The sequence below is a fragment of the Mycetocola sp. Y719 genome, from assembly GCF_056713205.1.
In genome coordinates this window covers 120,600-132,811 of the sequence record NZ_JBWYGY010000002.1, presented here as the reverse complement: position 1 = coordinate 132,811, position 12,212 = coordinate 120,600, and the positions used below count along the sequence as shown (strand labels likewise).

Annotated in this window: 10 protein-coding genes; 7 read left to right on the top strand and 3 right to left on the bottom strand. The window is 66.8% G+C overall.

Features of this window, described 5'->3' with window-relative positions; translation table 11 throughout:
* Window positions 1-16 precede the first annotated feature (16 nt).
* The 5 genes from AC1M0F_RS06970 to AC1M0F_RS06950 all read left to right on the top strand — a co-directional run bounded on the left by AC1M0F_RS06970 (window position 17) and on the right by AC1M0F_RS06950 (window position 7,246).
* Window positions 17-982 (top strand): helix-turn-helix transcriptional regulator, encoded by a 966-nt coding sequence (locus AC1M0F_RS06970; protein ID WP_480237498.1) that lies wholly within the window; start codon window positions 17-19, stop codon window positions 980-982.
* 343 nt (window positions 983-1,325) lie between these two features.
* Window positions 1,326-2,216, top strand: a complete 891-nt coding sequence (locus tag AC1M0F_RS06965) for a glycerophosphodiester phosphodiesterase (protein WP_480237497.1) — start codon at window positions 1,326-1,328, stop codon at window positions 2,214-2,216.
* Between the two features lie 71 nt (window positions 2,217-2,287).
* Entirely contained in the window at window positions 2,288-4,513 is a 2,226-nt protein-coding gene (locus AC1M0F_RS06960) for a heavy metal translocating P-type ATPase (RefSeq protein WP_480237496.1), read from the top strand.
* 187 nt (window positions 4,514-4,700) lie between these two features.
* A complete protein-coding gene (locus AC1M0F_RS06955; RefSeq protein ID WP_480237495.1) occupies window positions 4,701-6,890 on the top strand; it encodes a DEAD/DEAH box helicase in 2,190 nt (729 codons plus the stop codon).
* A gap of 2 nt (window positions 6,891-6,892) precedes the next feature.
* On the top strand, window positions 6,893-7,246 hold the full coding sequence (locus AC1M0F_RS06950; RefSeq protein WP_480237494.1) for a DUF6804 family protein: 354 nt from the start codon (window positions 6,893-6,895) through the stop codon (window positions 7,244-7,246).
* A 71-nt stretch (window positions 7,247-7,317) separates the two neighbouring features.
* Here the strand turns inward: AC1M0F_RS06950 and AC1M0F_RS06945 are convergent, their stop codons facing one another.
* Window positions 7,318-7,536, bottom strand: coding sequence for a hypothetical protein (locus AC1M0F_RS06945; protein WP_480237493.1), 219 nt, complete (start codon window positions 7,534-7,536; stop codon window positions 7,318-7,320).
* A gap of 64 nt (window positions 7,537-7,600) precedes the next feature.
* A complete protein-coding gene (locus AC1M0F_RS06940) occupies window positions 7,601-7,858 on the bottom strand; it encodes a mycoredoxin (RefSeq protein ID WP_480237492.1) in 258 nt (85 codons plus the stop codon).
* A 140-nt stretch (window positions 7,859-7,998) separates the two neighbouring features.
* Between AC1M0F_RS06940 and AC1M0F_RS06935 the strand changes: the two genes are divergently transcribed.
* Window positions 7,999-9,027, top strand: coding sequence for a 6-phosphofructokinase (locus AC1M0F_RS06935; RefSeq protein WP_480237491.1), 1,029 nt, complete (start codon window positions 7,999-8,001; stop codon window positions 9,025-9,027).
* A 183-nt stretch (window positions 9,028-9,210) separates the two neighbouring features.
* Here AC1M0F_RS06935 and AC1M0F_RS06930 read toward each other — a convergent pair whose 3' ends face one another.
* Entirely contained in the window at window positions 9,211-11,337 is a 2,127-nt protein-coding gene (locus tag AC1M0F_RS06930) for a S9 family peptidase (RefSeq protein ID WP_480237490.1), read from the bottom strand.
* A gap of 30 nt (window positions 11,338-11,367) precedes the next feature.
* Here AC1M0F_RS06930 and AC1M0F_RS06925 point away from each other — a divergent pair, with 30 nt between their 5' ends.
* Entirely contained in the window at window positions 11,368-12,207 is an 840-nt protein-coding gene (locus AC1M0F_RS06925; RefSeq protein WP_480237489.1) for an aldo/keto reductase, read from the top strand.
* Window positions 12,208-12,212: the final 5 nt, after the last annotated feature.

Below are 12,212 nucleotides of genomic sequence, written 5' to 3'. Positions count from 1 at the left end.
GAGGAAAGATGGAGGTATGTCGCAGACCACATCCCGGACCCTCGAGCTCCTCACCCTGCTCCAGACGCATCGGCACTGGCCGGGACCCGAACTGGCCGGGCGTCTCGGGGTGACCGCCAGGACCCTGCGCCGAGACATCGAACGCCTCCGTGAGCTGGGGTACAACGTCTCGGCGACCCGCGGGTCGATCGGTGGCTACCAGCTCGAGGGTGGCGCTGACATGCCGCCGCTCCTGCTCACGGACGGTGAGGCCGTCGCCCTCGCCATCGGACTTCGGTCGTACGCCTCTGAAGGCATCGCCGACGGCGAGCTGACCGCCCTGACGGCCCTGGCGAAACTGGAACAGCTGCTGCCGCCTGAGCTCCGCCGCCGGGTCAACGCGCTCGCGGACGTGCAGCCGATGCGCCGCCGCGACGTGCCACGGGTGCCTGCCGACCTGCTCGGGCAACTCGCCCTCGTCTGCCGCGACCGCGATCGCATCCGGTTCCACTACGAGGCGAGGGACGGCGTTGAGAGCGAACGGCTCGTGGAACCCCACTCGATCGTGTCGAGTTCGCGTCACTGGTTCCTCGTGGCCTGGGACGTCAACCGTTTCGACTGGCGCACGTTCCGTGTCGACCGGCTGAGCGGCCTGTTCAACACCAGGGTGCGAGGTCCTGAGCGCACACTTCCCGCCGAGGACGCTGCCGAGTTCATTCAGGCGGCGGTTGCGTCGCTGGACGAGGTTCGGCAGACAGCCGATGTCGTGATGGATATCCCTCTGGATGTCATGACCGCCCGGTTCGGTCCGTGGTCGGACGGTGCGACGTCAGCGGGACCCGAGGCGACCAGATGGCCGATCGGAGGCGAATCGTTCGAGGCGATGATCGGAGCGCTGGCGTGGATCGAGGCGGGAGTGGATTACCGGATCGAGGGGAACCCGGAGTTCGCGGCCTTCGTCCGTGAGTCAGCCGAACGGATGCTCCGCGCCGCACCCGAGTAGTCGAGGGTGCTGAGCGCCATTACATGAGCAGTCCGACATCTCGCCCAGATAACCGAGCGGAGCGATGGTGTTTGCGGGGTGTCGAGTTTTGAGCGTGTAGCGGGCCCGGAGGCCGTCCGCGGCCGGAGGGCCCGGTACGCGCTCAATGTTTGAGCTGAGGAGCAGACATCATCGTTCCGCGTCCCCGCTCAATGTTTGAGCTGAGGAGCAGACACCATCGCTCCGCGACACATCCACCCCCGTTCTGGGGTTCCATGCCGAAAAGAGAAAGGTAACGAAACGGTAACGGCACCCCCTAGAGTGAATCCACACCAATTTCTGCCCGAAAAGGAACAGGTGGTCGATGACGACACCCAGCACGCGCCCAGCGGGGATCTACCCGCTCGGCGCCAGTTTCTGCGCGGCCGTTGCCATCGTGGTCCTGCTCATCCTCAACCCGGCCAGCACTCCCGTGTACGCCACAGACATGTTCGGAGAGCTCCGGAATCCCGGCGACCCGTCCTTCGTCGCCGGCCATCGCGGAGACCGGTCGACGGCGCCGGAGAACACGCTCGCCGCGCTCGGCCGGGCGATCGACTCGCCGCTCGAATTCGTCGAGACCGACGTGTCCCGCTCCAGTGACGGCGTGCCCGTGCTCTTCCACGACAGGAACGTCGGCCGGACCACGGATGGCAGTGGTCCCGTTGCCGAGAAGACCCTCGCTGAGTTGAAGGCACTGGATGCCGGCTCCTGGTACTCCAGCGACTTCGCAGGGGAGCGGATCCCCACCCTTGAAGAGTTCCTCGCCGTCCTCGCGCCGAGCGGCAAGAAGGCCCTGCTCGAGCTCAAGGGGTACTGGTCAGTCGACGACCTCGGTGTGGTCACCGATCTGCTCACCAGCTATGAACTCGGCGACAGGGTCATCTTCATGAGCTTCAACCTCGGTTCGCTGTCGAGCGCAGCGGCCCTGGCGCCCGCCACGCCGCGCGTCGCCATCGTCCGCTCGCTGCCCGACGATGTCGTCGCATTCGCCAGGTCCTTCCGGGTGATCGGGGTCGTCACGCCGGCGCAGGCGATCGAGAATAGGCCGGATGTCGTTGATGCGATGCACGCAGCAGGACTGGGTGTGATGGTGTACACGCTCAACTCGACCGAGACCTGGGCGCAGGCGCGCGCATTGGGCGTCGACGGCATCATCACGGACAAGCCGTCGAAGCTCGACCGATGGCTTGCGGACACCGCCCCTGGAACCTGACGCGATTTGTCCACGATACCCCCTAGGGGTATCGTGGACAGCGTGCGCCCGATGGGCGCGGGAGGGGCGTCATGACCGGGAACACCGCAACACTCGACATCGCCGGTATGACCTGCGCGAGCTGCGTCTCCCGGGTGGAGAAGCGCCTCACACGGTTGGACGGGGTCACGGCGGAGGTCAACCTCGCGACCGAGAAGGCACACGTCAGTTTCCCGGACGCCGTGTCCACCGATCAACTCGTCGCCGCGGTCGAATCGGCCGGGTATGTCGCCACGATCGAACCCGCGAAGGTGTCGCCGCCGGCCGATCCTCCCGTTCTGGTCGCCACAACGCCGCTGCGCACCCGGCTGATCATCAGCGCTCTCCTCAGTCTTCCGGTAGTCGTCCTCGCCATGGTCCCTGCGTGGCAGTTCGATAACTGGCAGTGGCTGTCGCTTACCCTGGCCGCGCCGGTCGTCGTGTGGGGTGGGTATCCGTTCCACCGCGCGACCTGGGTCAATCTCCGGCACGGCGCGCTCACCATGGACACCCTCATCACCATGGGCACGGGTGCAGCATTCCTCTGGTCGGTGTGGGCGCTCTTCTTCGGCATGGCCGGGATGCCGGGGGCGACCCACGAGTTCCGGCTGTTCACTCCAGACGCGGATGCGACATCCGCCATCTACCTCGAAGTCGCCGCCGGGGTCACCGTCTTCCTGCTGCTCGGCCGATACATCGAGCAGCGCTCGAAGCGCACGGCCGGGCAGGCGCTGCGCGCGCTCCTGGAGCTCGGCGCGAAGGACGTCACGGTGCTGCGGCCGGGGACGGCTCTCCAGGACGCCGCCGAGAAGACGATCCCCGTCGACGAGCTCGCCGTCGGCGACGTCTTCCTCGTGCGTCCGGGGGAGCGGATCGCCACGGACGGCATCGTCGAGTCGGGCAGCGCTGCCGTCGACGTGAGCATGCTGACCGGCGAATCCGTGCCCGTCGATGTGACCGCAGGCGACCACGTCACCGGGGCGACCGTCGCCGGCGGTGGGCGGCTCGTTGTGCGGGCGACCCGCGTCGGGAGCGACACGAAGCTCGCGCAGATGGCCAGACTCGTCGAAGCCGCCCAGCTGGGGAAGGGCAGGGTGCAGCGGCTGGCCGACCGCATCTCGGCGATTTTCGTACCGATCGTCATCGGCCTGGCCGTTGTCGTGCTCGCGGCATGGGTGATCACCGGCAACCCGCTGTCCTCCGGGTTCACTGCCGCCGTCGCCGTCCTCATCATCGCCTGCCCGTGTGCGCTGGGCCTGGCGACGCCTGTCGCGCTGCTCGTGGGCACCAGTCGCGGCGCGCAGTCCGGCATCCTCATCACCGGGCCGGAGGCGCTCGAACGAGTCAGGGGGATCGACGTCATCGTCCTCGACAAGACCGGAACGGTCACAACGGGAGCGATGACGCTCGTGAACATCACCACGACAGATGCTGCCGCGCTCTCCCGTGCGGCTTCGCTTGAGGCGGCGTCCGAGCATCCGATCGCCCGCGCCATCGTCGCGGGGGCAGGCGAGCTCCCGTTGTCGCCGGTAGCCGGATTCGTCGCGGTGGCAGGACTCGGAGTCACCGGGACCGTCGACGGCTTCGATGTCGTCGCCGGTAGGCCCCGATTCGCCGCGGCGCACGGTTGCGTGATGCCCGGTCCTCTCGCCGATGCGGTGTCGGTCGCCGAGGCCCGTGGCGCCACTGCCGTCGTGGTCGGCTGGGACGGCGAGGTGCGCGGTGTCTTCGAGGTGTCCGACCGGGTCAAGGCCGGAGCGCGCGAGGCCGTCGACCGGTTGCGGGCACTCGGCCTCACCCCTGTCCTGCTCACGGGCGACAACGAGCGCGCGGCGCAGCGTGTCGCCTCGGAGGTCGGCATCGACCGGGTCGTCTCAGGCGTGCTGCCCGAACAGAAGGTGGAGGAGATCCTCCGGCTGCGGTCGACAGGTTCGCGGGTCGCCATGGTGGGCGATGGCGTCAACGACGCGGCCGCTCTGGCCACCGCAGACCTCGGCATCGCGATGGGAACAGGGACGGATGCCGCCATCTCGGCCGCGGACATCACCCTCGTCCGCGGTGACGTCGGCGGTGTCGCCGACGCGGTCGAGCTGTCGCGCAGGACGCTCGGCACGATCCACGGCAACCTGTTCTGGGCCTTCGCATACAACGTCGCCGCTCTTCCGCTCGCCGCGTTCGGGCTGCTCAACCCGATGGTGGCCGGAGCGGCCATGGCGTTCTCGAGCGTCTTCGTGGTGCTCAACAGTCTCAGGCTCAGGCGATTCCGGGCGGGTGCCTGAACCGGCCCACCACGCCGACAGCGAAAGGCACAGGGAACTCCGGCGCTGATGCCCTAGAATGGCTGTGCGCCCGCTTTTCCCGGTGTGTCGATCCGCAAGTACCCTCCGCGTTGATCGGCCATCGATCCAGCGCCCGCATGTCTCGGCCACCGGCATCCGCCTGGCCATTCGACTGCTCAGGAGGAGCATGCCGTACACCGGTACACGCCGTTCATCCGGCCGCCAGACGACCCGTGGATCATCCCAGTCCCGCGGGTCACAGTCACGCGGCTCAGGCTCACGTCACGACGACGAAGCCCCGATCATCCCGATCCTCGCCCGCAAGGTGCGTGAGGTCGAAGCGAAGGCCCAGAAGGGCAAAGTCGGACCGACCAACCGGACCAAGTTCCAGGTCATCGCCTTCCTCGTGCGCGAGGAACGCGCCAAGGTCAAGGCGGACAAAGAGCTCAGCGACGCGTCGCGCGTCGAACTGCTCAAGCGCCTCGACGGTGTCGCCACGATCCTGGCCAAGACCGCGGCGAGGGATACCTCCCTCATCACCCTGCTTGAAGCGGATGCCGCGACGACGCCGGTCGCGCAGAAGCTCCGCCGGGACTGGCTGATCGAGTCAGGGGCCGAGCTCAGCCCGGACGAACTCATCATCACCACGAACAAGCCCGCCGTCGAACAGGTCGTGCCTGCCGAACTCGCCGAGAAGCAGGTCATCCCGCAGTCCGTGAAATCGCGGCTCCTCGCGAACCCCTTCCTCGCCCCGGACCTCGACCAGCCGGCCCCGCCGCCGCCCGTCCGCGGGCGCCTCGGCAACTGGGAGCTCATGGGCCCGCTGTACAAGGCATTCGAGCAGGGCTCAGGCGGCCGTGCGGCCAGCATGGACCTGCCTGAGGCGCCGAAGATCGACCGGCTCTCGCCGAAGAACCTCGAGATCATGCGCCACCAGGCGCGCTTCGTCGAAGCCGTGCGCGAGGGTCACCGAACGTTCCTGCTCGCCGACGAGCCCGGACTCGGAAAGACCGCGCAGTCGGTCCTGGCCGCATCGGTCGCGAACGCGTACCCACTCCTGGCCGTCGTCCCCAACGTCGTCAAGATGAACTGGGCACGTGAGGTCGAACGCTGGACGCCGAACCGCCGCGCCACCGTCGTGCACGGTGACGGGCGTGACCTCGACGCCTTCGCCGATGTCGTGATCGTGAACTACGAAGTCCTGGACCGCCACCTGGCCTGGCTCGGAACCCTCGGGTTCAAAGGCATGGTCGTCGACGAAGCGCATTTCATCAAGAACCTGCACTCCCAGCGTTCACAGCACGTTCTGTCGCTGGCCTCGCGCATCCGCAAGCAGACCCCCGGCGGCAATCCGCTGCTGATGGCGCTCACCGGAACCCCGCTGATCAACGACGTCGAGGACTTCAACGCCATCTGGCAGTTCCTCGGCTGGACCAAGGGCGACAAGCCCGAACCTGCGCTGATGGAGAAGCTCGAGGAGACCGGGCTCACGCCTGCTGAGCGGGAGTTCTATCCTGAGGCTCGCAGTGCGGTAATCGACATGGGCATCGTCCGCCGTCGCAAGATCGACGTGGCCAAGGACCTTCCGTCCAAGATGATCGCAGACATGCCCGTCGAACTCGACGACGACCTCGGTCGGTCCATCCGCGATGCAGAGCGCGAGCTCGGCGCGCGCCTGCTGGCCAAGTACCGCAGGATCATCGAGGCTCGCGGCGAACGCGCGTCGTTCGCCGGAGCGCCGGACACCGACATCATGCGGCTCGTCGCCCAGGGCGAACTCGACGAGGCGAAGGCCTCTGGTGGTGCCGAGAACGTGTTCACCATGGTGCGCAAGATCGGTCAGGCCAAGGCCGTGCTGGCATCCGACTACACGGCGCAGCTCGCCCACTCGGTCGGCAAGGTCGTCTTCTTCGCCAAGCACATCGACGTCATGGACACGGCCGAGCAGGTCTTCGCCGGTCGTGGACTCCGCACCGTATCGATTCGCGGCGACCAGTCCACACCGGCACGCCAGCTGGCCATCGACGCGTTCAACAACGATCCGGATGTCGCGGTCGCAGTGTGTTCTCTCACCGCAGCCGGCGTCGGCCTCAACCTGCAGGCGGCATCCAACGTCGTCCTCGCAGAACTCAGCTGGACGGCCGCCGAGCAGACCCAGGCCATCGACCGGGTGCACCGCATCGGTCAGGACGAGCCGGTGACCGCCTGGCGGATCATCGCCGCACATACGATCGACGCGAAGATCGCCGAGCTCATCGACAGCAAGCACGGCCTGGCTGCTCGCGCTCTCGACGGCAGCGACCAGGACATCACGTCAAGCGACTCCGTCCAGCTCAACGCGCTCATCGGACTGCTGCGCGACGCGCTGGAGGCGTAGTCGTGGCTGCGGCGCCCCCGAAGCCGGCGTTCACGCGCCCGGCGCTTGCCCCTGCCATCATTGCGGCGATCGTCCTGATGGCCGGGGTCGCGTTTCTCGACAGCACCTGGTTCATCGTCGTGCACTTCGTCGTGACGATCCTGACGGCGGTCATCGCCTGGTTCGCCATCCAGGCGGGCACATGGTGGTGGCTTCTCGCGCTCGTGCCGATCATCGTGCTGTGGAATCCCGTGCTGCCACTCGGCCTGAGCGGACCGGGCTGGTTCTCGGCACAGCTGATCGCCCCGATCTTCCTCGTGGCAGCCGGTGTGATGATCCGGGTGCCCACGCCGGAAGCCGAGCGCGCGCGGCGCTGACGTCTGGCGCTGCACATCCGGCCGAGTGCCGTTGAACCTGCAGCGCTCGACGGAACCTGCAGCCGTTGGGGCTAAGCGCCCGGTTCGGCGGTGAGTTCCTCGGCTTCTGCCGGAGTGTCAGCCTTTACCGAAGGGTCGTCGGCGACCTTGTCTGCGTGTTCGCCCGTGTCGTCAGCGACGGTTTCGCCGCCCGCGGGGTCGTCGGCGATGATGTCGGCGTCCTGCGGGACGGAAAAATCAGTGAGCGGATCGTTGCTGGCGCTGTTCTGGCTGTCGGTCTCGTTGGTCATGCTTCGAGGCTACGCCTCGCATGTGAATACCGCTCCACCCCTTGCATTCGGGATGCGCAGGCGGTCAGACGCCGAGGGCTGCCTTCACAGCGATGAGCGACGGGTTGGTCGCTGTCGATCCGTCCGGGAAGACGACGGTCGGGACTGTCTGGTTTCCACCGTTGACGCTCGCGACGTAGTCGGCCGTTCCCGGGACCTCTTCGATGTTGACCTCGGTGTAGCCGATCCCCGCCTTGTCGAGCTGGGACTTCAGGCGGTTGCAGTAGCCGCACCAGGTCGTCGAGAACATCGTGATCGTGCCGTCAGCGGGGACGAAATTCATAGGAAAGCAGCCTTCTCGGGGGTGTCGGGATCCGACGTGGACGGGGTCGGCCAACGAAGGGCCGGGTCTCACGCTATTCTCGATGCAGCAACGACGCTGCTCTTTTCATTCCCCCAAGCTCCAGTACGAGGAATCAACCTATGAGAATTGGTGTGCTCACCAGCGGCGGCGACTGCCCCGGACTGAATGCCGTCATCCGCGGCGCTGTGCTGAAAGGCACAAAGATCCACAACCAGGAGTTCGTGGGAATCCGCGACGGCTGGAAGGGTGTCGTCGAAGGTCTGACCATGCCGCTCGACCGGCACAGCGTCCGCGGGCTCGGCAAGCAGGGCGGCACCGTCCTCGGCACCAGTCGCACCAACCCGTTCGACGGCCCACACGGCGGACCCGAGAACATCCAGGCGACGCTCGACCGTCTGGGCATCAACGCCCTGATCGCCATCGGAGGCGAAGGCACCCTGGCCGCGGCGAAGCGGCTGACGGATGCCGGCCTCAAGATCGTCGGGGTTCCCAAGACGATCGACAACGACCTCGACGCCACCGACTACTCGTTCGGCTTCGACACGGCCGTGGAGATCGCCACGGAAGCCATCGACAGGCTCCGCACGACGGGGGAGTCCCACCGTCGGTGCATGGTCGTCGAAGTGATGGGTCGCCACGTCGGCTGGATCGCGCTCCACGCCGGCATGGCCGCTGGCGCCCACGCCATCCTCATTCCCGAGCAGCCGCAGTCCCTCGATCAGATCTGCGAATGGGCCAAGAGCGTCGGCGACCGCGGACGCGCACCCGTCATCGTCGTGTCAGAGGGCTTCACCCTCGACACCATGGAGACCGCACACTCCGAGAAGGGTCTCGACGCGTTCAACCGTCCACGCCTCGGAGGCATCGCAGACCTGCTCGCGCCGATCATCGAAGAGCGCACCGGCATCGAGTCGCGAGCCACCGTGCTCGGTCACCTCCAGCGCGGTGGCGTCCCTAGCGCGTACGACCGGGTTCTCGCCACCCGCCTCGGTATGGCGGCCATCGACTCCGTCATGAAGCAGGAGTGGGGCACCATGGTCTCGCTTCGTGGCACGGAACTGGTCAACGTGCCGTTCGCTGACGCGTTGGGCGGGTTGAAGACTGTGCCACAGGCACGATACGACGAAGCCGCGATTCTCTTTGGCTAAAGGGCCGCAGTCACGTTCGTGAGATTGCCTGGTTCGGGGCTGCCGCCTTTCACACGGCTGCGCCGTGTGCAGGCACGATATGACGAAGCCGCGATCCTCTTTGGTTGACGCGAAGCGTCAACAAAGGCGGTAGCCAGTCCCAAGGCAATCTGCGAAACAGGACTGCTACCCCCAGCCATCTCGTCAGCCCGGGCTCTGTGCCAGCCCGAGCGTGTCCAACACCCACGCAAGCTCGTAGGCACGCTCGCGCCAGGCGTTGTACCTGCCGCTCACTCCACCGTGCCCTGCGCTCATCTCCACTTTGAGCTGCACCGGGGCGTCCACCTCCCGGAGGCGGGCGACCCATTTCGCGGGCTCAACGTAGAGCACCCGGGTGTCGTTGATGCTCGTCACCGCGAGGATGCGTGGGTACGTCACGTCATCGCGGACGTTTTCGTACGGTGAGTACGACTTCATGTACGCGTAGACGTCAGGATCCTCGAGCGGGTTGCCCCACTCGTCCCACTCGATGACGGTGAGAGGAAGCTCCGGATCGAGGATGCTCGTGAGCGGATCCACGAAAGGGACCTCGGCGAGGATTCCCGCGAAGAGCTCGGGCGCGAGGTTGGCGACGGCGCCCATCAGAAGGCCGCCGGCGCTGCCGCCCTCGGCGACCATGGCATCCGTCGTCGTGTACCCCGCGTCGACGAGGTGACGGGCGCACGCCACGAAATCGGAGAACGTGTTCTTCTTCGTCAGCGTCTTTCCGCTCTCGTACCAGACGCGGCCGAGTTCGCCGCCCCCTCGAACGTGTGCGATCGCGAAGGTCACGCCGCGGTCGAGGAGACTGAGCCTGGCGATCGACATCGCCGGGTCCATGCTTGCCTCGTACGAGCCGTAGCCGTAGAGCACGAGGGGTGCTGGGCCCGTCGATCCGCGCTTCCAGACCAGCGAGATCGGAACCCGCGTGCCGTCGTCCGCTGTGGCCCATTCCCGCTTCTGCTCGTAGTCCTCCGCCGAGTACCCGCCGAGCACCGGTTGCTGCTTGAGCAGGGTCAGCGACCGGTCGGCGACATCGAGGTCGAACACGGTCGCGGGCGTGACGAGGGACCCGAACGACAGCCGGACGTTCGGCTGGTGCCACTCCGGATTCGAGCCGGGGCCGACGGTGTACAGCGGTTCGTCGAAGCCGACCTCGTCGATGCTGATGGCCTCAGGCGACGGAACTCCGTCCAGCCCGGCGATGGCCAGGCGGCTGAGCCCGTCGCGACGGTACCCGAAGACGAGGTGCCCGGCGAAGGCCTCCACGTCTTCGAGCCTCACGTCGTCGCTGTGCGCGCGCACGACGGTGGCGTCCTGCGGTCCGGTGCCCATGGCATCCGGGGAGACGGCGACGAGCTCGAAGTTCGGTGCCCCGTCGTTGTGCAGCACGAGCAGCCAGTCGCGCCCGTCGATGACGGCGTGTTCGACCGAGTACTCGACGTCGTCCTGCCGCGGCCAGACGACCCGCGGCTCGGACTCGGGGGATTCGGCGTCGATGAGGTGCCATTCGCTTGTGACGCTCGACCCGGCGACGACCACGATATAGCGCGAGCTGCGGGTCACGCCCACTCCCAGCCAGAAACGCTCGTCCGGTTCGGTGAACACGACGACGTCCTCCTCGCGCGCCGTTCCGATACGGTGTCGCCACACGGTGTCAGGGCGCCACGACTCGTCGACGGTCGTGTAGAAGACGAACTCGCCGTCGGGTGAGAACGCCGCGCCATGAGAGGTGTTCTCGATCTCGTCGGGGAGATTCTCTCCGGTGGCCAGGTCCCGCACTCGGAGAATGAACCGTTCGTCGCCGCGGACATCGACGGCGTAGGCCAGACGTGAACCGTCGCGGGAGACGTCGTATGAGCCGATGGAGAAGAAATCGTGGCCGGCGGCCTCGAGGTTTCCGTCGAGGAGGATCTGTTCCCCTGCGACCGGTGTGCCCGGTTCCAGGGCCGGGGGAGTCCAGTCGTCGGGGCCGGTGATCGGAGCCCGGCAGTGCACCCCGTACTCCTGCCCCTCGATGCTCCTGCCGTAGTACCACCACTCGCCTTCGCGCACAGGAACGCTGAGGTCCGTCTCGAGGGTACGGTTCTTGATCTCCCCGAAGATGGTTTCCCGCAGGCCGGAGAGGTGCGCGTTCTGTTCCTCGGTCCAGGCGTTCTCCGCGGTGAGGTGAGCGACGACCTCGTCGCTGTCCTTCTCCCGCAGCCACTCGTAGTTGTCGATCACGGTGTCGCCGTGGTGGATTCTCTCGGTCGGGTGCATCGCCGCGCGGGGAGGGGTGGGGAGGGCCATGCTCCAACGCTACCGGCGTAGGGTCGAAGCATGAGCACACTTTCATCGCGCAAACTGAATGACGGCCAGTCGATCCCCGCCATCGGGTTCGGCACGTACCCGATGAAGGGCGATGAGGCGACGGATGCCGTGCGCTCCGCTCTCGACATCGGCTACCGGCTGATCGACACCGCCGTCAACTACGGCAACGAAGATGCCGTCGGCCGCGCCATCGCGTCGACCGACGTTCCCCGCAACGAGATCGTCCTCACCACGAAGCTGCCGGGGCGCGACCACGGATATGACGCCACCATGCGCTCGTTCGACGCCTCGAGCGCTGCGCTCGGCGTCGACCAGATCGACCTCTACCTGATCCACTGGCCGAACCCGAGTGTCGGGCGCTATGCCGACTCGTGGAAGGCCATGGTCCAGCTCAAGAAGGACCACCGGGTCCGCTCGATCGGTGTCTCCAACTTCACCCGTGAGTTCCTGCAGAGGCTCGGCGCCGAGACCGGGGTGCTCCCCGCGGTCAATCAGGTCGAGCTGCACCCGTACTTCCCTCAGGAGGGGCTGCTCGAGTTCCACGCCGAACACGGGATCGTCACCGAGGCGTGGAGCCCGCTCGGCAAGCGTGCGGCGCCGTACGAGGAACCGGTCGTAGGAGAGATCGCATCGGCCCACGGGATCACCCCGAGCCAGGTGGTACTCCTCTGGCACCAGCAGCGTGGGGTCGTCCCGATCCCGAAATCGGGGAACCCTGAACGCCAGCGGGCGAACTTCGATCTTCCGAAGGTTGCGCTGACCGATGACGAACTCTCGGCGATCACCGGCCTCGGTCGTGCGGACGGACGGTTGTTCGGCGGAGACCCGAACACACACGAGGAAATGTAGTCCTC

What these genes read in the sequence shown, in the direction of transcription:
- AC1M0F_RS06970 (WP_480237498.1), top strand. Translation starts at nt 17, where the DNA reads ATGTCGCAGACCACATCCCGGACCCTCGAGCTCCTCACCCTGCTCCAG.
- AC1M0F_RS06965 (WP_480237497.1), top strand. Translation starts at nt 1,326, where the DNA reads ATGACGACACCCAGCACGCGCCCAGCGGGGATCTACCCGCTCGGCGCC.
- AC1M0F_RS06960 (WP_480237496.1), top strand. Translation starts at nt 2,288, where the DNA reads ATGACCGGGAACACCGCAACACTCGACATCGCCGGTATGACCTGCGCG.
- AC1M0F_RS06955 (WP_480237495.1), top strand. Translation starts at nt 4,701, where the DNA reads ATGCCGTACACCGGTACACGCCGTTCATCCGGCCGCCAGACGACCCGT.
- AC1M0F_RS06945 (WP_480237493.1), bottom strand. Translation starts at nt 7,536, where the DNA reads ATGACCAACGAGACCGACAGCCAGAACAGCGCCAGCAACGATCCGCTC.
- AC1M0F_RS06940 (WP_480237492.1), bottom strand. Translation starts at nt 7,858, where the DNA reads ATGAATTTCGTCCCCGCTGACGGCACGATCACGATGTTCTCGACGACC.
- AC1M0F_RS06935 (WP_480237491.1), top strand. Translation starts at nt 7,999, where the DNA reads ATGAGAATTGGTGTGCTCACCAGCGGCGGCGACTGCCCCGGACTGAAT.
- AC1M0F_RS06930 (WP_480237490.1), bottom strand. Translation starts at nt 11,337, where the DNA reads ATGGCCCTCCCCACCCCTCCCCGCGCGGCGATGCACCCGACCGAGAGA.
- AC1M0F_RS06925 (WP_480237489.1), top strand. Translation starts at nt 11,368, where the DNA reads ATGAGCACACTTTCATCGCGCAAACTGAATGACGGCCAGTCGATCCCC.